General features: G+C 40.7%; 24 protein-coding genes. 14 read left to right on the top strand and 10 right to left on the bottom strand.

All coding sequences use genetic code 11. The features are described 5' to 3' along the window. The first annotated feature begins 49 nt into the window (after nucleotides 1–49). Genes pepQ through ACOB82_RS07315 form a run of 3 tightly spaced genes read left to right on the top strand, consistent with a single transcriptional unit; the run spans nucleotide 50 to nucleotide 3,464 of the window. Nucleotides 50–1,369: a Xaa-Pro dipeptidase gene (pepQ, locus tag ACOB82_RS07325; protein ID WP_448212311.1), complete on the top strand. Its 1,320-nt coding sequence runs from the start codon at nucleotides 50–52 to the stop codon at nucleotides 1,367–1,369. Further along, entirely contained in the window at nucleotides 1,369–2,013 is a 645-nt protein-coding gene (locus ACOB82_RS07320) for a YigZ family protein (protein WP_448212310.1), read from the top strand. The genes pepQ and ACOB82_RS07320 overlap by 1 nt, the downstream gene beginning before the upstream one ends. Next, a complete protein-coding gene (locus ACOB82_RS07315; protein ID WP_448212309.1) occupies nucleotides 2,013–3,464 on the top strand; it encodes a TrkH family potassium uptake protein in 1,452 nt (483 codons plus the stop codon). Before ACOB82_RS07320 ends, ACOB82_RS07315 begins: the two co-directional genes overlap by 1 nt. A 40-nt stretch (nucleotides 3,465–3,504) precedes the next feature. On the opposite strand, the gene trkA is transcribed toward ACOB82_RS07315, so the two are convergent. Genes trkA through def form a run of 4 tightly spaced genes read right to left on the bottom strand, consistent with a single transcriptional unit; the run spans nucleotide 3,505 to nucleotide 7,714 of the window. Next, nucleotides 3,505–4,881 carry a Trk system potassium transporter TrkA gene (gene trkA / locus ACOB82_RS07310; protein WP_448212308.1) on the bottom strand — a complete coding sequence of 459 codons (1,377 nt, stop codon included), beginning with the start codon at nucleotides 4,879–4,881 and terminating at the stop codon, nucleotides 3,505–3,507. Nucleotides 4,882–4,929: 48 nt separating this feature from the next. Then, nucleotides 4,930–6,216 (bottom strand): 16S rRNA (cytosine(967)-C(5))-methyltransferase RsmB, encoded by a 1,287-nt coding sequence (gene rsmB, locus ACOB82_RS07305; RefSeq protein WP_448212307.1) that lies wholly within the window; start codon nucleotides 6,214–6,216, stop codon nucleotides 4,930–4,932. Then, on the bottom strand, nucleotides 6,207–7,187 hold the full coding sequence (gene fmt / locus ACOB82_RS07300) for a methionyl-tRNA formyltransferase (RefSeq protein ID WP_448212306.1): 981 nt from the start codon (nucleotides 7,185–7,187) through the stop codon (nucleotides 6,207–6,209). Before fmt ends, rsmB begins: the two co-directional genes overlap by 10 nt. A gap of 14 nt (nucleotides 7,188–7,201) precedes the next feature. Continuing rightward, the gene (def, locus tag ACOB82_RS07295) at nucleotides 7,202–7,714 is read right to left on the bottom strand and encodes a peptide deformylase (RefSeq protein ID WP_448212305.1); all 513 of its coding nucleotides are present in this window, start codon (nucleotides 7,712–7,714) and stop codon (nucleotides 7,202–7,204) included. A gap of 116 nt (nucleotides 7,715–7,830) precedes the next feature. Here def and ACOB82_RS07290 point away from each other — a divergent pair, with 116 nt between their 5' ends. The 4 genes from ACOB82_RS07290 (at nucleotide 7,831) to ACOB82_RS07275 (ending at nucleotide 11,293) form a co-directional block, all read left to right on the top strand. Beyond that, nucleotides 7,831–8,973 (top strand): LysM peptidoglycan-binding domain-containing protein, encoded by a 1,143-nt coding sequence (locus ACOB82_RS07290; protein ID WP_448212304.1) that lies wholly within the window; start codon nucleotides 7,831–7,833, stop codon nucleotides 8,971–8,973. Nucleotides 8,974–9,059: 86 nt separating this feature from the next. Continuing rightward, the gene (gene dprA / locus ACOB82_RS07285) at nucleotides 9,060–10,160 is read left to right on the top strand and encodes a DNA-processing protein DprA (RefSeq protein ID WP_448212303.1); all 1,101 of its coding nucleotides are present in this window, start codon (nucleotides 9,060–9,062) and stop codon (nucleotides 10,158–10,160) included. 1 nt (nucleotide 10,161) lies between these two features. Beyond that, nucleotides 10,162–10,638 (top strand): DUF494 family protein, encoded by a 477-nt coding sequence (locus tag ACOB82_RS07280; RefSeq protein ID WP_448212302.1) that lies wholly within the window; start codon nucleotides 10,162–10,164, stop codon nucleotides 10,636–10,638. 85 nt (nucleotides 10,639–10,723) lie between these two features. Further along, the gene (locus ACOB82_RS07275) at nucleotides 10,724–11,293 is read left to right on the top strand and encodes a DNA topoisomerase family protein (protein WP_448212301.1); all 570 of its coding nucleotides are present in this window, start codon (nucleotides 10,724–10,726) and stop codon (nucleotides 11,291–11,293) included. Nucleotides 11,294–11,300: 7 nt separating this feature from the next. Here ACOB82_RS07275 and ACOB82_RS07270 read toward each other — a convergent pair whose 3' ends face one another. Together ACOB82_RS07270 and purE are read right to left on the bottom strand one after the other, a co-directional pair. Further along, nucleotides 11,301–12,452, bottom strand: a complete 1,152-nt coding sequence (locus ACOB82_RS07270) for a 5-(carboxyamino)imidazole ribonucleotide synthase (protein ID WP_448212300.1) — start codon at nucleotides 12,450–12,452, stop codon at nucleotides 11,301–11,303. 7 nt (nucleotides 12,453–12,459) lie between these two features. Continuing rightward, nucleotides 12,460–12,942, bottom strand: coding sequence for a 5-(carboxyamino)imidazole ribonucleotide mutase (gene purE / locus ACOB82_RS07265; protein WP_448212299.1), 483 nt, complete (start codon nucleotides 12,940–12,942; stop codon nucleotides 12,460–12,462). Between the two features lie 240 nt (nucleotides 12,943–13,182). Between purE and ACOB82_RS07260 the strand changes: the two genes are divergently transcribed. The 4 genes from ACOB82_RS07260 to ACOB82_RS07245 all read left to right on the top strand — a co-directional run bounded on the left by ACOB82_RS07260 (nucleotide 13,183) and on the right by ACOB82_RS07245 (nucleotide 16,744). Further along, on the top strand, nucleotides 13,183–14,808 hold the full coding sequence (locus ACOB82_RS07260; protein ID WP_448212298.1) for an acyl-CoA synthetase: 1,626 nt from the start codon (nucleotides 13,183–13,185) through the stop codon (nucleotides 14,806–14,808). Nucleotides 14,809–14,874: 66 nt separating this feature from the next. After that, nucleotides 14,875–15,420 (top strand): L-threonylcarbamoyladenylate synthase, encoded by a 546-nt coding sequence (locus tag ACOB82_RS07255; RefSeq protein ID WP_448212297.1) that lies wholly within the window; start codon nucleotides 14,875–14,877, stop codon nucleotides 15,418–15,420. Next, nucleotides 15,417–16,328 (top strand): oxygen-dependent coproporphyrinogen oxidase, encoded by a 912-nt coding sequence (hemF, locus tag ACOB82_RS07250; protein WP_448212296.1) that lies wholly within the window; start codon nucleotides 15,417–15,419, stop codon nucleotides 16,326–16,328. The genes ACOB82_RS07255 and hemF overlap by 4 nt, the downstream gene beginning before the upstream one ends. Before the next feature lie 29 nt (nucleotides 16,329–16,357). Further along, a complete protein-coding gene (locus ACOB82_RS07245) occupies nucleotides 16,358–16,744 on the top strand; it encodes a diacylglycerol kinase (RefSeq protein ID WP_448212295.1) in 387 nt (128 codons plus the stop codon). On the opposite strand, the gene ACOB82_RS07240 is transcribed toward ACOB82_RS07245, so the two are convergent. Further along, entirely contained in the window at nucleotides 16,734–17,708 is a 975-nt protein-coding gene (locus tag ACOB82_RS07240; RefSeq protein WP_448212294.1) for a GGDEF domain-containing protein, read from the bottom strand. The two genes, ACOB82_RS07245 and ACOB82_RS07240, sit on opposite strands and share 11 nt — an antisense overlap. A gap of 236 nt (nucleotides 17,709–17,944) precedes the next feature. Between ACOB82_RS07240 and ACOB82_RS07235 the strand changes: the two genes are divergently transcribed. Then, entirely contained in the window at nucleotides 17,945–18,643 is a 699-nt protein-coding gene (locus tag ACOB82_RS07235) for an OmpW/AlkL family protein (protein ID WP_448212293.1), read from the top strand. Between the two features lie 66 nt (nucleotides 18,644–18,709). Here ACOB82_RS07235 and ACOB82_RS07230 read toward each other — a convergent pair whose 3' ends face one another. Together ACOB82_RS07230 and ACOB82_RS07225 are read right to left on the bottom strand one after the other, a co-directional pair. Beyond that, nucleotides 18,710–20,440 (bottom strand): ArnT family glycosyltransferase, encoded by a 1,731-nt coding sequence (locus ACOB82_RS07230; protein WP_448212292.1) that lies wholly within the window; start codon nucleotides 20,438–20,440, stop codon nucleotides 18,710–18,712. Between the two features lie 109 nt (nucleotides 20,441–20,549). Further along, entirely contained in the window at nucleotides 20,550–20,981 is a 432-nt protein-coding gene (locus ACOB82_RS07225; RefSeq protein WP_448212291.1) for a group II truncated hemoglobin, read from the bottom strand. A gap of 34 nt (nucleotides 20,982–21,015) precedes the next feature. Between ACOB82_RS07225 and aroE the strand changes: the two genes are divergently transcribed. Together aroE and ACOB82_RS07215 are read left to right on the top strand one after the other, a co-directional pair. After that, on the top strand, nucleotides 21,016–21,840 hold the full coding sequence (gene aroE / locus ACOB82_RS07220; protein WP_448212290.1) for a shikimate dehydrogenase: 825 nt from the start codon (nucleotides 21,016–21,018) through the stop codon (nucleotides 21,838–21,840). Beyond that, nucleotides 21,840–22,076, top strand: coding sequence for a hypothetical protein (locus tag ACOB82_RS07215; protein ID WP_448212289.1), 237 nt, complete (start codon nucleotides 21,840–21,842; stop codon nucleotides 22,074–22,076). The genes aroE and ACOB82_RS07215 overlap by 1 nt, the downstream gene beginning before the upstream one ends. A 3-nt stretch (nucleotides 22,077–22,079) precedes the next feature. On the opposite strand, the gene ACOB82_RS07210 is transcribed toward ACOB82_RS07215, so the two are convergent. Then, nucleotides 22,080–22,625 carry a gamma carbonic anhydrase family protein gene (locus ACOB82_RS07210; RefSeq protein WP_448212288.1) on the bottom strand — a complete coding sequence of 182 codons (546 nt, stop codon included), beginning with the start codon at nucleotides 22,623–22,625 and terminating at the stop codon, nucleotides 22,080–22,082. Nucleotides 22,626–23,414 lie beyond the last annotated feature (789 nt).

The following is a 23,414-nucleotide window of genomic DNA, read 5'->3' as shown; positions in this document are numbered from 1 at the left end:
AATCTGATTTCAACGATACTCGTTGACTTACGACCCAAAGAGAATTTTTATGACAAGCTTAGCTAGTTTATATCCTGCCCATATCAATGAATTACAAATTCGCGCAAAAAATGTGTTAACGCGTGAAAACTTAGAAGGTTTGGTAATTCATTCAGGGAAAGAACTGAAAATATTTTTAGATGACAACTCTTATCCGTTTAAAGTGAATCCGCACTTCAAACATTGGCTGCCGTTGACTGATGTCACAAACAGCTGGTTGATCATCAATGGTGTCGATAAACCAACGTTAATTTACTATCAGCCAGTCGACTTTTGGCACAAAGTTGTCGAGTTAAAAACCGATTATTGGAATGAGTTTTTTGATATTAAAATTCTAACGAACTCAGCCGATGTTGATAGCTTATTACCTTACGACAAAGCAAAACTGGCTTACATTGGTGAGCATATTGAAGTAGCGAAAGCACTTGGTTTTGAACAAATTAATCCAGAAGGTGCGCTTAACTATTTGCATTTCCATCGTGCCTATAAAACACCATACGAACACGAATGTATGCGTTTATCAAATGCTAAAGCGGTTAAAGGGCACAATGCGGCAAAAGCGGCGTTTTTAGCTGGCGAAAGCGAATTTGAAATTCAACGCGCATATTTACAAGCTGTTTCACATACCAACAGTGAAACGCCATATGGCAATATTGTTGCGTTAAATAAAAATACCTCAATATTACATTACACCGCCCTAGAGCGTGAAAAGCCTGCTCAGCATCGCTCATTTTTGATTGATGCCGGTGCAAATTTTCATGGCTATGCTTCTGATATCACTAGAACCTATGCCTTTGAACAGAATGATTTTGCCGCATTAATCGCTCGAATGGATCAGCTAATGTTAACTGCGGTTGATGGCTTAAAACCGGGTAAAAGCTATGTTGATTTACATATCGAAACTTACGCAGAAATTGCTAAAGTATTAACAGAGTTTAATATCATTAATGCCACTGCTGAATCTGCAGTAGAAACTGGCATAGTTTCTACCTTCTTCCCACATGGTTTAGGTCATCACTTAGGGTTGCAGGTACACGATGTTGGTGGCTATATGGCTGATGAACGCGGTACGCATATTAACTCCCCCAAAGAGCATCCGTTCTTACGTACCTCTCGCGTGGTTGAGGCTGATCAAGTATTTACTATAGAACCTGGTTTGTATTTTATTGATTCATTGCTGGCCGATTTAAAACAAAGTGAGCATGGTAATATGGTTAATTGGGCAACCGTTGAACAATTTAAGCCTTTTGGTGGTATTCGTATTGAAGACAATATCATTGTTCATAAGTCACATAATGAAAATATGACCAGAGACAATCAATTAGCTTAATGGCAAGTTATGATATTGGGGCTAATGAAATAATGCATGAAACGACTGTAAATCGCAGTCGTTTCCTTTGTTATCTGTTTCCTTGTTTATCCTACCAAGATTTAAAATCTCGGCTCATAGAGCTTCAACAACAGCACCCTAACGCTAACCATCATTGCTACGCTTTTGTTAGTGGCGCGCCGCAAGATAGCCAAAAGTATGGTTTTTCAGATGATGGTGAACCAAGTGGCACAGCAGGAAGACCAATGCTTGCTGTACTTCAAGGCAGTGGTGTTGGGCAAGTTGCCGCCATTGTTGTTCGATATTTCGGTGGCGTAAAATTAGGTACAGGTGGTTTGCAACGCGCTTATGGTGGCGCTGTAAGAGAGGCATTACCGTATTTAGCAACAGAAGTTAAGGTGCCAACCACCACCAAAATAATTGAGTGTGAATATCCACAAATTGCCGATATTCAGCACTTGGTTAAACAGACCTGTAGTGAAATAAACGAAGAACAATATCAAGAAAAAGTTAAATTTGTATTGGCTATCCCTGACGATCAACTTAAACTATTTGAACAACAATTACTTACCTTGTCTTGTGGGACGTTAACCTTAGTAAGTCCAGCACAAGCACAAGTAAACTCGGGCTCAAAGAAACCGTAGTGCAATATAGAAATATCATTCGAATTTTAGGGCTATTAGTGGCGTTACTTAGTGTCACTATGTTACCGCCAGCAATAGTCTCGCTGATCTATCGCGATGGTGGTGGTGTTCCGTTTCTAATGGCATTTCTTTGGTGTTTGGCTTTCGGTATTTCTTTTTGGTATCCCAACCGAGACGAGAAAGGTGACTTAAGAGCGCGCGAAGGATTTCTAATCGTTGTGCTGTTTTGGACAGTATTAGCAAGCTTCTCTGCCATTCCATTAATGCTGTTGGAAAACCCGAGTTTATCTATTACCGACTCATTCTTTGAGTCGTTTTCTGGCTTAACAACAACCGGTGCGACCATACTTACCCATATTGACAGCTTGCCTCATGCGGTACTGTTTTACCGTCAACAGTTGCAGTGGATCGGTGGTATGGGGATTATTGTTTTAGCTGTGGCGGTTTTACCTATGTTAGGTATTGGTGGAATGCAGCTTTATCGAGCTGAAACGCCAGGGCCAGTTAAAGATTCTAAAATGACGCCTCGAATTGCTGATACCGCCAAGCATTTGTGGTACATCTACTTGGCATTAACCATTGCTTGCGCTTTTAGTTATTGGCTGGCGGGCATGACACCATTTGATGCTATTTGTCATTCGTTTTCAACTATTGCAATAGGTGGGTTTTCTACACACGATGCCAGTATCGGCTATTTTAATAGCCCCATGGTTAACTTAGTTTGTGTGGTGTTTCTAATTATCGCCGGCGTTAATTTTGCATTGCATCATGCTGCACTGCAGAGTAGATCATTGCGTAGTTATCTATTTGATCCAGAATTTAGAATTTTCATTATTATTCAATTAGTGCTGACACTGATTTGTTTTACCGTATTAATGACATCGGGAACCTACACCGACGCAGATAGGGCGTTAGATCAAGCATTGTTTCAGTCGGTATCTATTAGCACCACTGCGGGCTTTGCTACGACTTCATTTGCCGATTGGCCAACGTTACTGCCGATATTACTGATCTTTTCCAGCTTTATAGGTGGCTGTGCTGGTAGTACCGGTGGCGGTATGAAAGTTGTGCGTATTATCTTGCTGTACCTGCAAGGGATACGCGAGCTTAATAAATTAGTTCACCCTAAAGCGGTATTTACTATCAAACTAGGGAAAAAAGCGTTGCCTAATCGTGTGGTTGAAGCGGTTTGGGGTTTTTTCTCGGCCTATGCAGCAGTATTTGTAATTTGTATGTTGCTGTTGTTAGCGGCAGGTATGGACGATATCAGTGCCTTTACGGCGGTTGCAGCGTGTATGAATAATTTAGGTCCAGGCTTAGGCGAAGTGGCAGCAAACTTTGCTTCAATTAATGATTTTAGTAAGTGGGTATTAGTATTAGCTATGCTATTTGGTCGATTAGAAATATTCACTTTACTGGTGTTATTTACGCCAGCATTCTGGCGTAAATAAGGTTTTGTTTAGCTAAAAGTTAACGGTTAAAGTTAAGCCGTTAAAAGTAAATTACGCCGACTTGGAAAAGTTTTTCAACATCAGAAATATACTTTTTATTCACTAAGAATAAAATAACGTGATCATCTTCAGATATCACCGTATCGGAATGAGCGATAATTACTTCGTCACCCCTGACGATAGCGCCAATGGTGGTCCCTGGTGGCAATTTAATATCTCTAATTTCGCGGCCAACAACCTTAGATGAACTTTCATCGCCCTTAGCGACAATTTCTATGGCCTCTGCTGCGCCGCCACGTAAACTGTAAACATTTTTAATTGTACCTTTACGTACATGGGTTAATAGGGCTGAGATAGTGGCGTGTTGTGGTGATATGGCAATATCTATGGTGCTGCCATGTACTAAATCTACATAAGCATCACGTTGGATCAGTACCATGGTTTTCCGTACGCCCAATTTCTTCGCTAGCAATGACGACATAATATTTGCTTCATCATCATTTGTTACTGCTATAAACACGTCGAATTGGTCGATATGTTCTTCAAGCAATAACTCTTGATCAGATGAATCACCGGTAAAAATTAACGTATCATCAAGCTCTTGAGCTAATTGTTGTGCTCGCTCTGGTGAATGTTCGATAAGTTTAACTTGGTGATTTTTTTCTAATTTCTTGGCAAGACCCGCGCCGATATTGCCACCACCCGCAATAACTATGCGATTATAGGCTGGTTCAAGTTTTTGTAATTCGTTCATTACCGCGCGGATATGTACAGTGGCGGCGATAAAGAATACTTCATCATCGGCTTCTATTACTGTGGTGCCGAGCGGGCGAATAGGGCGACCATTTCGGTAAATTGCAGCTACTCGCGTATCAACATTTGGAATATGTTCTTTTAGCGTAGAAAGGGCGTGACCAACTAACAGGCCGCCATAATAGGCTTTAACCGCTACAAGACTCACTTTACCGTCAGCAAATTCTAACACTTGTAAAGCACCTGGGTAGTCAATCAGGTGAATTATATCGCGGGTAACCAATTGTTCTGGCGCAATTACGTGATCAACAGGAATATGATCTTTGTTAAATAATTCACGTTTATGTTCAACAATTTGCGATGAGCGAATACGGGCAACTTTTTTGGGCGTACTAAATAAGGTGTAGGCAATTTGGCAGGCAATCATATTGGTGGCATCATCATTGGTCACGGCAATTACCATGTCCGCATCATCTGCGCCAGCTTTAGCAAGCACATCAGGATGGCAACCTTGACCAGTTACTACTTGTAGATCAAGCTTATCCTGCAATTCTTGTAAGGTGTCGTTATTGGTATCTATGATGGTAATGTCATTATTTTCGCCAACTAGATTTTCAGCTAGCGTACCACCAACTTGTCCTGCACCAACTATTATTATTTTCATATTTTATGTTAATTTCACTACGCGGATTATCGCCTTGTGTGATTATTTTTATAGAGCTTTTAGCAGCTTAGCATAATAAAAGCCGTCCATATCATCTTCACCTGGTAAAATTTGCCAGCCAATCTTACCCTGATATTCAGGTAAGTCGATTAGGCTAGCACTAGGCTCTTCGGCTATAAATTGCGATATTTGCTCTGCGTTTTCTTCAGGTAATACGCTGCATGTAGCGTATAGCAAAGTACCACCAGGCTTAAGTAATGACCACATCTTTTTCAAAATCTCGGCCTGTAAGATAACTAGCGCGTCAATATCCTGTGATTTTCTAAGCCACTTAATATCCGGGTGCCGTCTAATAACACCAGTGGCAGAGCAAGGCGCATCTAGCAGTATGCGATCAAATTGTGAACCGTCCCACCATTGTTCTGGTGCCGTGGCATCGGCAACTTGTAATTTTGCTTTAACGCCAATTCTATCAAGGTTTTCTTGAACGCGTTTTAGTCGGCTTTCTTCAATATCTATCGCTGTTAATGATGCGATATTGGGCGACATTTCTAAAATATGGCAGGTTTTACCGCCTGGGGCGGCGCAGCAATCTAGCACGATATCACCAGCTTGGCAGTCGAGTAACCGGGCCGACTGTTGGGCGGCAGCATCTTGTATTGAGGCCATACCTTTAGCGAAGTTTGGTAACTTATCTACATCAACCGCATTAACTAGCCTAATGGCGCCGGTTTTTTCTTGTTGTGCATCAACCTCTATCGGGGTGTTAGCAAGCAGCGCTAAATAGTCATCTGAAGAGCTTTGAGCTTGATTTACTCGCAGCCACATTGGTGGACGTTGCATATTGGCGTTCAATATTTGTTGCCATTGTTGTGGATAGGTGCTTTGCAACTTTTTAATAAACCAGCCTGGGTGATTATGGCTAATCGCTAGGCTAGTATTTTCTGGTAAATCAGGATCACGCTGGTAACTACGCAAAATGGCATTTACTAAGTTCTTTAAGAACTTTAATTTAATCGAACTAGTCGCAGCAACGGTTTCACTAACCGCGGCATGATCAGGAATACGAGTGTATTTAAGTTGGTAAATACCCACTAACAACAAAAAGTGACATACACGTTGCTTGCCTTTAAGAGGCTTTTCCATTAACTGCTGAATATGGCATTCTAGCTCTGGTAGATAGCGTAACACACCGTAACAAAGCTCTTGCAACAAGCCTTTATCTTTACCCTCTACTTTTGCTGCGTATTTTGGCAATTCTTCAGATAAGCTTCGGCCTTTATCAACAACACCAAAACAAATTTGTGCGGCTAGCCCTCGTAAATTTACTGACATATAAAACCTGTAATAGGGTTGCCCGGTAAAAACCATTCTGCACGGCCATTAAGAATGTCTTTAACCGGTAGTGGCTTTTTGCCTGGTAGTTGCAGCACTTCAATTAAAATGGCGTTCTCTGTTGTTGCAACTAAAACACCAGACTTGTCTGCCGAAATAATTTGTCCAGCGTTAAATCCTGAGATCTCTTGTTCAACCACTTTGAGCTGGTGAACTTTTAATGTCACCACCTCACCATTTTTTTGGCAAAAGTTAATTTGAGTACCGGGCCAAGGGGTAAATGCTCGTTGTTTTAAGTCAATGACGCGAGCACTTTGTTGCCAGTTGATTTCAGCTTCCGCTTTATCAAGTTTGCTGGCATAAGTTGCGAGCTCGTTATTTTGCGGTTCGCGAGGGTAATTACCTGTTGCCATTAACGATAACGTATCGATAAGCGCTTTTGGGCCAAGTTTAGCTAATTTTTCGTAAAGGCTGGCGCTAGTATCTGATGGCAAAATAGGGCAACTGGCTTTTAAAATCATATCGCCGGTATCTAAACCTTCGTCCATTTGCATTATGGTTACACCCGTTTCAGCATCGCCAGCTTCAAGTGAGCGCTGGATTGGTGCTGCGCCTCGCCATTTCGGCAATAACGAGCCATGAACATTGATACAACCTAAGCGTGGTGCATCCAATATCGCTTTTGGCAGTAATAAACCGTATGCAACCACAACCATAACATCAGCATTTAGTGCTTTAAGTGTTTCTTGGTCTGCAAGCTCTTTAAAGCTCTTTGGTTGCAACACTGGAATATCGTGCGCCAAGGCAAGAGTTTTCGTGGCACACGCGGTCAGCTTTTTACCTCTGCCTGCCGGTTTATCTGGCGGGCAGTAGGTGGCAATTACTTTGTGTTCACTGTCGATTAATGCTTGAAGATGTTTTGCTGCAAAATCCGGCGTGCCGGCAAAAATAATATTTAATGGACTAGTCAAGGGGATTCCTTTGGTTATGCTTTTGCAGCTTGGCGAGCTTCTTTTTCTAATTTAGATTGAATACGCTTACGTTTCAGCGGAGATAAGTAATCAACAAATAATACGCCAGCTAAGTGATCCAGTTCGTGCTGAATACAAATGCTCAGTAATTCATCAGCATCACGGGTAAATTCATTACCATCACGATCAAGTGCTTTAACCGTTACCGTTTCGTGGCGAGTTACTTTGGCATAACAACCCGGCACAGATAAACAGCCCTCTTCATTGATAAAGGTTTGTTCACTCTTTTTAATAATTTCTGGATTAATTAGCGTGATCGGATCACTTTTGTCTTCTGTGGTATCCATGACTACAATACGTTTATGGATATCAACTTGAGTCGCTGCTAAGCCGACCCCATTTTCGTCGTACATGGTTTCAAACATGTCATCGACAATTTGGCGAATGTCATCATTCACTTCGGTTACTTCTTCGGCTTTGGTACGTAATCTTTCATCAGGAAAGCGTAAAACAGTTAAAACGGTCATAATTTTTACAAATAAATAGCGATAATTTATAGAGAATGTTATGTTTCAATTTTAGCCATTAAATAACATTAATAATAGTGGTTTAAAATTTTTGTATAAAAATGGACAAGAGTAGCATGTTAAAAAAAATTATACTCTCAGCGACATTCTTCACTTTGCCTTGGCTTTCATTTGCTGATGAATTGCAAATTAATGATGGGGCTCCGCAAACTTACATAGTTGAAGAAGGCGATACGCTATGGGACATTTCCTCTTTATTTCTTAAGCAACCTTGGCTTTGGCCTAAGTTATGGCGCTTAAACCCAGAAATAAATAACCCACATTTAATTTACCCTGGTGATGTACTTAGATTGGTACTTGACGAAAGTGGTGAACCGCAATTAATTGTTGAGCAAGCACCTATGGTGGAAGAAACTAATGAAGTTATTCCTGCGCCAGTTGTTCGTGAAAAGCCAACATTAAAATTATCGCCTAAGCTTCGCAAGCAAGTGAAAACATCGCCAATAGCTACTTTGCCATTACAAGTGATTGCACCATACATTAAGTACGATCATTTATTATCACAAACTCAACTTGATGAGTTGCCACATGTTGTTGGTAGTGATGAAGGTTATAAGTCGAGCTTAGATCACTTCAAAGTGTATGTTAATGATGATCTAGTTTTAGGTAAGTCATACGCGATTTACCATATTGATGAAGAAATTATTGATCCGGAAACTGACGAGTCACTAGGCTTTAATGTCAAGCTTACTGGTACTGCTCAGGCTATTCGCAACGGCAATATTGCTAATAAACGCCCAGGAACATTATTAGTTAACTCGGCGAATCGCGAAATTCGCTCAGGTGATTTGGTAATGCCGATTAATGATGGTCAATTGTTACCGTCTTTCTATACCATGCAACAAGCTGACCCTTCGCTTCGAGGTGTCATTGTTAAGTCATCAAGTGATGGTCGTGAGTTTGGTAAGCTGGAAGTGGTAATGATCAACCGCGGTGAAAGTGACGGCGTTAAATTGGGTGATATATTAACCATTGGTCGTAAGAGCCCATCTGTTGTTGAAACGAAAGATGGCCCGCAATACACCGAAAGCGCTTCTCGTTGGGCAAGAATGTCTGCGGAAAGTGATGCCGCATACGATATGCCTGAAGAAGATATTGGTCAGATTATGGTATTTAAGGTCTATGACAATGCGGCTATGGCATTGATTATGAAAACTTCTAAACCAGCAAGGTTAAACGATATCGTTTCAGCACCATAAAAACTAAATAATTGAAAATAAAGGCATATCAACTATAACTATAGTGATGTGCCTTTTTTATTGCCTGCGTCTTAGGGAGAAGAGCTATGGTCAAGGAACTAGTTCAATTATGGTTGGCATTAAAGTTTGTACCTAGGTTAGCGATAAAGCGTAAGTTAGCTTTAGTACAAGCTTATGGTTTGCCTCAACTTTTTCAACTTTCTCAGTCGCAACTGGCTTCAACAGGTTTAAATGAAGCACAAATGCTTGCCATCACTCAGCCTAACTGGCAATACATCGATCAAGTGATTAACCAATCAAAACAAGTTGGTAGCGAACTTATCTACTATGGTCATAGTCGCTATCCTAAATTAGTGGCTGAACTTTATGACCCACCATTAGTATTATGGGTCAAAGGCGATTCTTCATTACTTAATGAACCTCAAATAGCCATGGTTGGTAGTAGAGCAGCCTCTTATTCTGGTCGCGAATTTGCGCGGCAATTGGCTTTTGAATTATCTCAGGCTTTAGTCATCACCAGCGGTATGGCTTTAGGCATTGATGCTGCATGTCATCAAGGAGCGTTAGCCGCTTCTGGTAAAACTATTGCGGTAGTTGGCACAGGTATCGATACCGTTTATCCATCACGTCACAAGCAACTAGCCAAAAGTATTGTTGATAAAGGAGGGTTGATTGTTAGTGAGTTTATGCCCGGAACTGTAGCTAAACCGGGACATTTTCCGCGGCGTAATCGAATTATTAGTGGGTTAAGTTTGGGCACGGTTGTCGTAGAGGCAGAAATTAAAAGTGGCTCATTAGTAACAGCGCGCTGTGCGCTAGAGCAAGATAGAGAAGTATTTGCTGTTCCTGGTTCGCCACTTAACCCTATGGCTATTGGCTGTAATGAACTAATTAAGCAGGGGGCTAAATTAATTAATTCAGCGGCCGACATAATGGAAGAGCTGAACTTTTTTCCTGTTTCTAACTCTACAGCTAAGGAGGACGAAAAAATTGAAAAAAGTGATAAACAGGGCTTGTTAAACGATTCATTGTTAGCTAGTGTGGGATATGAAATCACTCCCGTAGATATGGTGGTTTCTCGGAGTAAACTTCCTACAGACGAAGTGTTAACCCGGCTAACAATGCTTGAGCTAAGAGGTCTGGTATCTGCGGTACCTGGAGGCTATTTAAGATTACATAGGGGGTAATATGTTCGATATTCTTATGTACCTTTTTGAGAATTATATTCACTCAGAAGCCGAAATCATGGTTGATCACGACGAGCTCACCGATGAACTCACAAGGGCAGGATTTCATCAAGATGAAATCTATAAAGCATTAAGCTGGTTAGAAAAGTTAGCTGATCTCCAGCACAACGATGAACATCCGTATTTAACGCGGGTTTCTGGCACATCCACACGTGTTTATACCGCACAGGAGATTCAACGCTTAGACACAGAATGCCGAGGCTTTCTACTGTTTCTTGAGCAAGTGAATTTACTGGATATTACCACCCGTGAAATGGTGATAGATCGAGTGATGGAGTTAGATACTAAAGACTTCTATTTGGATGATTTAAAATGGGTAGTACTAATGGTATTGTTTAATGTACCAGGTAAAGAAAGTGCTTACTCTCAAATGGAAGATTTAATCTTCGATGAAGTTCCAGAAGGGCCGCTACATTAGCGGCTTTTTTAATTTATTATTCAACTTCTTTCTATGGCGACAAATATGGCATAATGTCGGCATTATCCACTGCTAAAGTTAATCTATGTCTCACGCAGACGATCCGTTATTTAAACTACATGAACATGCTTTAGAGCAAGCCTATGGCGTTTGCCCTGAGTGTGGTTCTGAGCTACAAATTAAACGTGGTAAATCGGGGGCGTTTATTGGCTGTGCCAATTATCCAAGTTGTCAGTATACGCGGGCGGTAGTTGAACATGAAAAAGTTGAAGACAGAATACTACCAGGTACAGTGTGTCCTGAATGTGGTCATGAATTAGCGGTGAAGCAGGGACGTTATGGCATGTTTATTGGCTGTAGCAATTTTCCCGAGTGCCATCATATTGAGCATGATAAAAACACTGAAAGTGAACAAGGTTCAGTGGCGTGTCCATCCTGCAAGTCAGGTGAGTTAACGGCAAAAACTACCCGCCATGGTAAAACCTTTTATCCGTGTAGCAATTATCCGAAATGCAAATATGCGGTTAATCACCAACCAGTAGCTGGCGAGTGTGAAAAGTGTGGTTTTTCTTTATTGTTGAAGCGACAAATGGCGGCGGGCGAAAAATTACAATGTGCTGATAAAAAGTGTGGCCACTTCCAATCAGCACAGTAATGAAGAATTAGTTCTTTATGACTAACCCATTAGCATATTGCTGAATATCCGCAAAAGCTGCACTTGGCAGTAAATTAGCGACTTCAGCTAAGCGCTCAGTTAACGCACTAAAACTATCTGCAGAAACATTGATATGCCCCATTTTTCGACCAGCGCGTTTGCCTTTACCATACCAGTGCAAGGTAACACTTGGCACTGCTAGGATCTCATTTGGTACTGTATCTTCACCTAAAATATTGATCATTGCTGTAGGGCGAACTAGCGCACCACTACCTAACGGCAAGCCTGCTACTGCTCGAATATGATTTTCAAATTGACTCGTATCAGCACCTTGTTGAGTCCAGTGACCTGAATTGTGCACGCGCGGTGCAATCTCATTAACCAACAGCTGATCACCAACTTGGAAAAATTCAATTGCTAAAATGCCAACGTAATCTAAGGCATCTGCCACTTTATTAAACATTTGCTGCGCTTGTGCTTGCAACGCATTATCACTATTTAATGCCACTGAAACCGTTAGTACACCGTCGGTGTGATGGTTTTCTGTTAGTGGGTAAACGCTGATATTGCCTTGGCTATCGCGCGCACCTACTAAAGACACTTCTCGATCAAACCCGACCATTTGTTCGGCGACAACGGCATGTTTTACGCCTTTAGCACCACCATCGAAGAATGCTTCGATATCGGTCCAAATGTCATCTGCTTGCGCTTTATCTTTTAATCGCCACTGACCTTTACCATCGTATCCGGCAAGGGCACTTTTTAAGATAAGTGGCAGTTCAAGCGCGTTTAATGCTTGATCAAAGTCTTGTTTGGTTTCAATAATCTTGTGTTTAGCATTGGCTACGCCGGCTTCCTCAAGCAAGGTTTTTTCTAAGCGGCGATCGCCACCAGTTTTAATTGCCTGAGCGGAAGGCTTTAATTTACCTGAAGCTTCACATTGTGCTAATACATCGTGGGCGATATGTTCAAATTCTGCGGTAATAACATCAGCAAACTCAATACCTGAAGTTAATTCACCATAGCTTACATCACTATTTAGTGGATCAACAACAGTATTAGAGCCAACATCATAGGCTCTAATGGTAATATTTAGTGGTTTAGTTGCTAGTGCCATCATTCTGGCTAACTGGCCTGCACCCAATACAAGAACATTCATTGTGATATTACTCAGCTGGGTTAGGGTTACTTAAAATGGTTGCTGTTTGCTCGGCACGGAATTTTTCCACTGCCGACATAACCGTTTCATCATGAGTACCAATAATTTGTGCCGCTAATAAACCTGAGTTAGCCGCACCAGCATTACCAATGGCTAATGTGCCGACAGCAATACCTTTTGGCATTTGCACAATGGATAATAATGAATCTTGGCCGCTAAGTGCTTTTGATTGCACTGGTACACCTAGCACCGGCAAGCTAGTGTAAGCTGCGGTCATACCTGGTAAGTGGGCAGCACCGCCGGCACCTGCAATAATTACTTTGAAACCTCTATCTTTAGCACTTTCAGCATATTCAGCTAATAAATGAGGCGTACGATGTGCCGAAACCACTTTGGTTTCATATGGAACACCGAAAAGATCTAACATGTCTGCTGCGTGTTTCATTGTTGGCCAATCAGATTTTGACCCCATAATGATGCCTACTTTCATTGTAAAAGTGCCTTATAAATAAAATGAGAGGGTGGAAGTTCTACACGACCAATTTATAGGCTCGGCATTATACCTATGTTTGTGTCGATACGGAATGTTCACTGGCTAAATTATGGCTATGCAAATGTATTCACCCAAAGCTAGGGTCTTAGACTAAAGGAGAATATAAATTTTTTAAAATCTCGCTAAGCTTGATGGCATTAGACAGTTGATGCTTTTAAGCCTGAATGTGAGGTAGCTATGAATATTTATCAACAAGGGTTAGACCAATGCCGTGCTAATGCTCAGCCGTTAACTCCGGTCACTTTTTTAACTCGTACCGCTGAAGTTTTTCCTGATCGTGTCGCGGTCATACATGGCGAGCAAAAAACAACCTATCGTCAGTTGCAAGTTAATGTAAATCGTTTTGCCAGTGCCTTAATCAAACGAGGTGTTAAACCAGGCGATACTGTCACCATCATTGCCGCCAATATTCCAGCCTATATTGAGGCGCATTATGCGGTACCGCTCACTGGCGCGGTATTGAACTCATTAAACACCCGCTTAGATCCACAAGCATTGGCGTTTATTTTGGATCATGGTGAATGTGACGTCTTGTTAGTAGATTCTGCCTTTGCTTCAACCATGCGCACTGCATTGGCATTATCAAGTAGGCAACCATTAGTTATTGATATTTTTGATCCGCAAAGCGGCGAAACTCAGGGTATAGGTACTATTGATTACCAAACATTACTCAGTGAAGGTGATGACGAATTAGAACAACACTTTATTACTGATGAATGGCAGGCGCTGGCATTAAATTATACGTCAGGTACTACAGGTAACCCGAAAGGCGTGGTTTATTCTCATCGTGGCGCTTACTTAAATGCCATCGGTAATACCCTTATTTGGCCAATGCCAAAGCCACCAGTGTATTTATGGACGTTGCCGATGTTTCATTGTAATGGTTGGTGTTTTCCTTGGACGATAGCGGCCGTTGGTGGTACGCAGGTGTGCCTGCGACAAGTAGAAGTTACAGCCATTGTTGAAGCGATGAGAAATCATCAAGTTAGTCATTTTTGCGGTGCGCCTATTGTACTGAATATGATACTTAACGCTGAAGAGTCGCTTTTGCAGCAAATTCCTCGTGGCATTAAAGCAATGACTGCTGGCGCTCCACCACCTGCAGCAGTGATTAAAGGTATGGAAGCACTAGGTTTTGATATTACCCAAACTTACGGATTAACTGAAGTTTATGGTCCATGTGTAGTCAGTGAATGGAAGTCGGAATGGGATAGCAAAGACAGTGACGAACGTGCGGCACTTAAGGCGCGTCAGGGTGTACGTTATCCAACGCAAGAATCTGTCGATGTCTTAAACCCGGAAACTATGCGTCCGGTGCCAGCGGATGCCGAAACTATTGGTGAAATTATGTTTCGTGGTAATACCACCATGAAAGGTTACTTGAAAAATGAAACCGCGACCGAGTCAGCTTTTGCTAAAGGTTGGTTCCACTCGGGTGATTTAGCGGTGAAACACCCTGATGGTTTTATTGAAATTCGAGATCGCTCTAAAGATATTATTATTTCTGGTGGTGAGAATATTTCTTCTGTTGAAGTTGAAGGGGTGCTTTATAAACATCCGGCCATTTTGGAAGCCGCAGTGGTGGCACGCGCTGATGAAAAGTGGGGCGAAACACCCTGTGCCTTTGTTACGGTCAAAGACGGCTATGTGCTAAGTGAACGCGAGGTCATTGATTTTTGTCGAGACAATATGGCGAACTTTAAAGCGCCGCGCAGCGTGGTATTTAGTGAATTACCTAAAACCTCTACCGGTAAAATACAAAAATTTGTATTAAGAGAGAAAGTCAGATCCTTGTTCGGCTAAGTATATTCTTAATCGACAACTCGCTATACTATGGCTCATTTTTTAACGAGTGAGTCATAGTACTAAATGAATACTGCAGTCGATGTTTATGCTCAAGGTGGATTAATTGCCTATCCAACTGAAGCTGTATTCGGATTAGGGTGCGATCCTGACAATGAGCAAGCGGTAATGAAATTATTGGCGTTAAAACAGCGACCAATAGAAAAAGGTTTAATTTTATTAGCCAGTAATTACTCTCAATTATTACCCTATATTGACGATAGTAAAATTCCTCAAGATAAGCGCCATGCGGTATTATCACACTGGCCAGATGGTATTACTCAAGTGTTACCTTGTTTGCCAACCACGCCTAAATGGTTAACCGGCCAATTTTCTACCCTAGCGGTTAGAGTCACTAGTCAGCCTGACGTTGTTGCTTTATGTAAACAACTTAATAAGCCGATTGTCTCAACCAGTGCTAACTTAACTGGTCACCCTCCTGCAACTACTTGGCAGCAGGTGGAAACCGAGCTAGGAGACAAGGTTGATTGCATTATTAAAGGCAATACCTTAGGTTTTTCACAGCCATCGACCATTATTGATGGCTTAACTGGAGAAGTTTTTCGCACATGAGTCAAGTTAACATTGAAACCGTTGTCGCATTCCTTAAAGACTTACAAGATAACATTTGTCAGGCATTGGAGCAGGCAGATGGTACTGGTAAATTTATTGAAGATAATTGGACCAGAGCAGAGGGCGGTGGTGGCCGCAGCCGTGTTTTAACCAACGGTGATGTCATTGAACAAGGCGGTGTTAACTTTTCATTAGTTTCTGGCGATAAACTACCGCCTTCAGCAACCGCGCATCGTCCTGAACTTGTTGGTCGCACTTGGCAGGCCTGCGGCGTATCGCTAGTGATTCACCCGAAAAACCCTTATATTCCAACATCTCATGCGAATGTTCGTTTTTTTATTGCTGAAAAAGAAGGGGAAGCGCCGGTATGGTGGTTTGGTGGCGGCTTTGATTTAACACCATTTTATCCTAATGATGACGATATTCAGCACTGGCATCAAACAGCACAAACCTTATGCCAGCCGTTTGGCGAAACTGTTTATGATGAACATAAAAAATGGTGTGATGAATATTTTTATCTGAAACATCGTAATGAAACCCGGGGTGTTGGTGGCTTATTCTTTGATGATTTAAATAGCTGGGGCTTTGATAAGTCATTCGATTATATCAAAGCGGTTGGTCAAGGATTTATTGATGCCTATGTGCCGATCATCGAACAACGTAAAGCGACGCCATACGGTGAACGTCAGCGCCAATTCCAACTTTATCGTCGTGGTCGTTACGTAGAGTTCAATCTGGTGTTCGATCGCGGCACTTTGTTTGGCCTACAAAGCGGTGGTAGAACCGAATCTATTTTAATGTCGATGCCACCATTAGCACGCTGGGAATACAACTATAAGCCAGAAGCTGGTAGTGAAGAAGCTCAGTTAGCTAATTATCTTATGCCGCGTGATTGGTTAAACGCGTAGGCTATTGGTTTGGTAGGCAAGAGTAAAATATGAGTAGAGAAACGCCATTGGGCCATATTCAACGATTTGGCCCAGCTATTATTAATAGCTGGCGCGGTTTTGTCGCAGCCTATCGTTATGAAATTGCATTTCGCCAATATACTTGGCTAAGCGTATTACTTATTCCATTGGCGCTGTATATAGCAGACTCATTAATAGAGTTTGCTATATTGGTTTCTGGGCTGTTTCTTATTTTAATTGCAGAGCTATTAAATACTGCGGTTGAGGCTGTGGTCGATAGAATTGGTCCTGAATACCATGAGCTTAGTGGTCGAGCGAAAGATTTAGGCTCTGCCGCCGTAACCACAGCCATTATCTACTTATTGCTGGTGTGGATTTATAAGCTGTACGAAATTTTTACTGCGGTTAATCATTAGCAGTTTCTACACAGTTACGGCCGTTAGCTTTTGCTTGATAAAGTGCGGCATCAGCGCGCTTAAACCAGCTGTTGCCAGAATGCCCCGTTTTAGGAGATTTAGCCAAACCAGCGGAAATAGTGACCGATTCATTTTTCAGAATGCTATTCGATGCAATTAGCTGGCATAAATTGTTGGTAAAAGATTCAGCGTCCTCTACTGACGTGTTGTGAAGAATAATTAAAAACTCTTCACCACCTATTCGATAAAGCCCATCACTTTTGCGTAAACGCTCACTAACCAATTTCGTAATATGAATTAATACTTTGTCACCGACTTTATGGCCGTGCTTATCGTTAATCGCTTTAAAATTATCGATATCGAAAATAACTAACACATGGTTTTTGCACTCATCCTGTTTGTCGGCAATTAGCTTATCGAAATATTCATCAAAGGCTCGACGGTTTTTGACTTTAGTCAGTGGATCGGTAATCGCTTGATTAACTAACTCTTGCTGATGTCTAAGCCATTGGTAACCAAAAGCGAAAGAACAAGCGCCAGTAGTGAGATAGGTAAATATCATGGTCATTAATTCAAAGCGGGTCATTTGATCGTACATAAGCAACGTCATTACTGCGATGGCTATTAAGGTAACGCGAGCCGCGATAAATGGTGTTGTTAGGTAAAAAATCAGTGGAATCGCAGGGTAAAGCCAAACATTCTGCGCCTTACCTTTGAGATAAACACTTAATAGCACCGCGGCAAAAACAAAGACGCTCATTGCTTTACGGGCAAATTCAACATGACGATTCGCATAAACATTTAAACTTAAAGAGATCAGCAACACTGAAGCGGTAATATCAAAAATACCTATTATCCAATCTGCTTGTATGATGCGATATAAGCCGAAGGGCACTAAAACAATCGCTATCGTCAGCGATAAAGTGATGAGTACTTGTTCCTGAACAGGACGGTTCTTTAGCATACTTTTCGTCGAGTATTTTCTTTAAATATAACAATATTATTGGCAATTGCGAATCAACGCAGGCAGATATTAGCAGTGCCTTACAAGTCAATTTACTCGTTTTTTATTGATTTAGATCACGCTTTGTACGGGTAGTAATTGTTTAAAACCGTAATCAATTTGTTATTTGAGGTAAATCAACTTTTCATAGGATTGTTCGCTATATGATGTCGGCAAATACTAAAGGGGATACTCTCATGAAAAAAAATTTACTGACATTAGCGGTTTTATCAACATTATCTTTGGGCGCTGTGGCGCAAAATTATCAGGCTGGCGACATTGTGGTGCGTGGTGGTTACACTATGGTGGATCCAGATAGCGGCAAATCAGGTGTTAAAGTCGATGCGTTAGGCGGTGATACGCCGTTATCTATTTCTGTCGATGATAATGCACAACTAGGTTTAAACTTTGTTTATTTCTTTGACAGCAACTGGGCGGTAGAAGTACTAGCAGCAACGCCTTTTAAACATGATGTTAAAATTCATGATCCTGAAGGAATTTCAGAAGGCCTTTTTGGTGTTGATGTTGACGGTGCCACGTTAGCAGAAGTAACTCATTTACCACCAACAGTAAGTGCAGTTTATTATTTTGATACTGGTTCTGCATTTAAGCCATATGTTGGTGCTGGTTTAAACTACACTATCTTTTTCGATGAATCGTTTAAGTCTGCACCTAAAAGCTTAGGCTTTAACGACTTATCATTAGACGGATCTTTCGGTTTCGCCTTACAAGTTGGCGCTGATTTTGAAATTAATGATAAGTGGCATGTTAATGCATCAGCTCGCTACATTGATATTGGTACCGATGCAACATTCAAAATTGGTGATATTAAAGGTTCTGCAAGCGTTGATGTTGACCCTATGGTTTACTCAATCATGTTAGGTTACAAGTTTTAAATAACTTTCCTTTACACATATTCTACTAAGGCTAGTGACGAGAGTTACTAGCCTTTTCTTTAGGCTTTAATTTGAGCCAATCAGGCAACTTTTATTCGGTACGAATCGTTCTTGATGCTGTTCTGCTGTTGTTAAAATAGCGACATAATTATTTCTATAATTACTGTACCAAACTATCTTATTCTCGCTTGCTAGTTGTAAAGTCTGGAAATCGTCCTTCGTCTGTATTGATAAGTGCAAGTCATTGGCTGATATTTTATCGCCACACTTTTTCGGCATAATTAGTTGGTCTTTATCAAAATATAAAAACGCATGTGAAAATTGTGGTAGCGCAATAATGCTTGCCTGTTGCTGATTCGCCACGTTAGCAATGTCTTGCAGCATGGCAGTAATATCACGTTCGGCGAGTGTATTTTGATATTTTCTTGGGGTGGTGTAGCCAAAATCAATCAACCTAACCGCCAAAATTATAACGAGCAGGTACTCTAACACTAGCCTTGAAAGCTTAACCTTAGCTTGAATCCGCGCATAACAAAGCCTGATTAAATACAGCAGGGTAGCTAAGGCAGCAAGTATAAGTAGGTATGTTAAAGAACCTGAAAGTGTTGCTGTCACTACTAGATAAATAATGGCGACAGTAGATAAGCTCAAAAACACTATCGGTAAATAGTAAACAATTATCTTTATCGCTAACTGAATATGGCGATGGTCGTTTTTTTCGTTTACATAAAACAGGTCAATTTGGCTGACCGCCATGGTCGCCAAAATAAAAATAGCCGGAAACATTGGTAAGTAATATCGCACGTTACTGTCGCCGAGCAGAATGTAAGGAACGAGATTTACTAAAGAAATAAGCGCCAAAAAGCTGAAGCGCTCTCCGTAATATTGGCTAAGTTGCTGGCGAAATTTCTTAATTAATAACAACGCCAATGGCAATGTAGCAGGGAGTAATGAAACTAGCACTTCAAATGGGTAACTGATACTACTAAATAAATAATTAACAAAGCTTCCCTCATGTTGGCGCAAAGCTACTTGCTCTGATGTTTGTTTAACAAACGCATAAACACCATATTCCGCGATAATAGGGCCAATCCAAGTGGCAATGGATAATAGGATGATCGCTATCGCTAGGTAAATTCCGCTGATAAATGGCGTCTTAACTTGTTTTTGATAGATTAACCAACTGGCAATAGATAATACGTAAAATAGCAATGCCGCTTCGCGTTTACATAAATAGGCTAGACCAATAAATACTGCAGAAATTAACCAAGCTTGTTTATATCTTTGGCATTGGTAATTACAGAACCAGCTAAAGATAGCGAGGTTAACTAGTAAGGTAAAGGTGATATCAATTTCTGCTAGCGTAGCTTTTCGCACCATAGCCGGTGAAAGTGCGAGTAGCACAGCCAATAGCAATAAGCTTTTTGTCGACCACCAGTTACGGGTTAAGTAACAAATGGTGGCCACCAGTATCGCCAAAGATATTACCGAAACAATGCGAGCATTAAATTCATTAACCTGCCCTGCATCCATCCCGCTAGCGAGCATGATTAGCCAATTAAATAGCGGAGGCTTGGCCGTATAAAGTTCACCACCTATGGTTGGTATTAAGAAGTTGCCATTATTAAGCAACTCTATGGCGACAATCGCGCGGCGAGTCTCTTCATTAATTAATGGAATTAAGTCGAGCTGTGGTAAATACCACAGACAAAACAATAGGTAAAAGCCCGCAGTTAGCAATAATTTTTGTGATATAGACAGCTGGCTGTCATCGCTAGAAAACCCAAGGTTTAACATAAGTGATTAATTTTATCGGATAATTTTAATTACCATGAGAACTAGTATGATATTTTTATGCCGACAAATAAATGAAAAAGATAATGTTTATCAGCTAATTGCTAAAACCTTAATGATTAATCATATGTTGAGCTAGCTGGCCAAATGCTTGCTGTAAATGGTGTTTTAAAGCTTGGTCTTTAACTGTACTATCTAACGCATTATTCATGCATAGCATCCAAAGTTGTGCCTGTTTTGAGGTTACAGTGACATGCATATGGCGCTGCCTTAGCCTTGGATGACCATACTTTTGTTCAAATAGCGGCGGCCCACCCATCCAGCCTGATAAATATTCAAAGAATTTTTCTCGAATTTCATCTAGCGGCTGCTTATGTATTGCTAATAGCTCTTGTAAATGAATATTGCTTTCCATTTCATCATAAAATGCGTTTGCTAAAGTGCGGGTTCCAGCTTCGCCACCAATTAAATTATAAAGAGTTGTACTAGTTGATTCGTTTTCAGTCTTGTCAGTGGACGAAAAAAGCTTTTTAATGCCAAACAAAGTAATGCCTATTCAATAGTAGAGAGTTAAAGTAATGGATAAATACGCCGTATTTGGACACCCGATTTCACAATCAAAGTCGCCATTTATCCATCAACAGTTTGCAATACAAACACATCAAGATCTTGAGTATACCGCGATTGAACCGGCGCTGGATAATTTTCACCAGCAAATAACTGAGTTTATTAAAGCCGGCGGTAAAGGCTGTAATGTCACTATGCCATTTAAAGGCGAGGCATTTGAGATTGCAGATCATATCAGTGAACGTGCGCAATTAGCACAAGCGGTAAATACGCTTACTTTTAATGATGACGGCACTATATCGGCAGACAACACTGATGGTGCTGGTTTAGTAAAAGATTTAATTGCTAATGGTGCACCATTAACGAAACGTATTTTATTAATTGGTGCAGGGGGCGCAGCAAGAGGGGTGATTAAACCACTATTGGATAAAGCGCCTAATCAGCTCGTTGTAACAAATCGCTCTTTTGATAAAGCGTTAGCACTACAAACTACCTTTAGAGAATTTGGCCATATTGAAGCTGTGCCTTTAACTGAACTTGAACATTTAACAGCTTTTGATCTGGTAATTAATTCCACTTCAACAAGCTTATCTGGGGAGTTACCACCAGTACCTCAGTCAATATTTGCTGAAAATGGCTTTGCTTACGATATGGTCTATCAAAATAAGCCAACCATTTTTCTTGCATGGGCAAAGCAATTAGGTTGCAGTAAAACAGTTGATGGCTTAGGTATGTTAGTGGGGCAAGCAGCTGAAAGCTTTTATCTGTGGCGAAATGTTAAACCTGATCAAGCACAAGTATTAGCTATGCTTCGTAATATGTTGAGAAACCACTAATGAACCAAGCCATTTTATTTAATGATGATTTAAGCTTTGATCAAACTAGTGACTGCTGGCGGATGTCAGGATTGGTTGCTGGTCAGCAAATTTTTATCTATTTTCATTCGCTTTCATTAAGTCGTTTAACCGAGGTCGACAATTGTACTAAATATGATTTAGAGGAAATTGTCGAGCTCTGGTTAGAGGACAATGAATTAGAAGGCAATGAACTTCATATTCAAATGAAACAATAATGGTTAACTATTGGCTTCATTAATATAGTCGTTTTTAAGTTCAACATAGTTAATCGCAGATTTCGCTAAAAATTTGAGTTCTGCTTCTTTTAATGGTCTAGCTTGTTTAGCTGGGTTGCCAACATATAAATAACCGCTTTCTAGTGTTTTGTTTGGTGGTATAAGTGTGCCGGCACCGATAAAGACATCATCCTTTACTACCGCACCATCCATAATAATGGCACCCATTCCTACTAAAATGCGATTACCTAAGGTGCAACCATGCAACATACATTTATGTCCAATCGTAACATCAAAGCCAATTATCAAAGGGTAACCATCAGGATTTGCCTCTGATTTACGAGTAACGTGTAGTACGGTTCCGTCTTGAACATTAGTGCGCTCCCCAATCGTAATCGTATTAACGTCACCACGCGCAGCAACTAATGGCCATATACTTACATCATTACCTAAAGTGACATCGCCTACGATTACTGAAGTCTGATCAATATAACAATCGCTACCAATTTTTGGAGCAATACCTTTATAGGTTCTACATGCCTTATTCATAGATAAAAGTGCCTTTAATTTCTAACTAATGGAAATAATAACAAAAATTATACTTATAGTGAGCTAATCACTGACCAAATCTAGTAGATATAGACAAATAATCGCTAGCCATCAAATAATGACTAATAAGGTCATTTAGTTAAGTTTTAGTAAGCTTTGTTAATATGTTGTTCAATAAATACGTGGTTTGTATGAAAATCCAGCGTTTAAACAAAAATATTAAAATTATTTAAAAAAGGTGTTGACGCGGGATAAAAAATCCCTAAAATGCGCATCCACTTCCCAGGGAGACTTGAGAATGCTGTTTTGAACAGTTTAGTGTTAACGATTTAGCATTAAACGGGTCAGATAAGTTTGAAAAACTTTTTAAAACTTTTTTCAAAAACTTGTTGACATCGAAACAGGGGTGAGTAGAATACGCATCCGCTCTGACAGGGAATGACCTGAAAGAGAATAAGCGGTCTAGCAACGAATGAGATTGATAGCCCGCGCCGAACAACGCGTTCATCCACTTTTTATAAGTGAAGCGGTTCGGCATACCTACTTCGGTAGGCATCTTTAACAATTAGTTATCATGCAATTTGTGTGGACATTCACATGATGTTGATTTTACAAATAAGCTACTTCGGTAGCCAAAATTAACTCAGTGAAGTTCATGCAAAAAAAATACTTTTTTAAGTTTTATTTTGTACAGAATTCATTGAGCCGAGACGCTCTTTTATAAGAGATGTCTCAACAAACGATTTTAATTGAAGAGTTTGATCATGGCTCAGATTGAACGCTGGCGGC

This window comes from Colwellia sp. MEBiC06753 (assembly GCF_053470325.1).
Note: the sequence above shows the minus strand (reverse complement) of the source record. Positions and strands in the feature narration are given on the sequence as shown.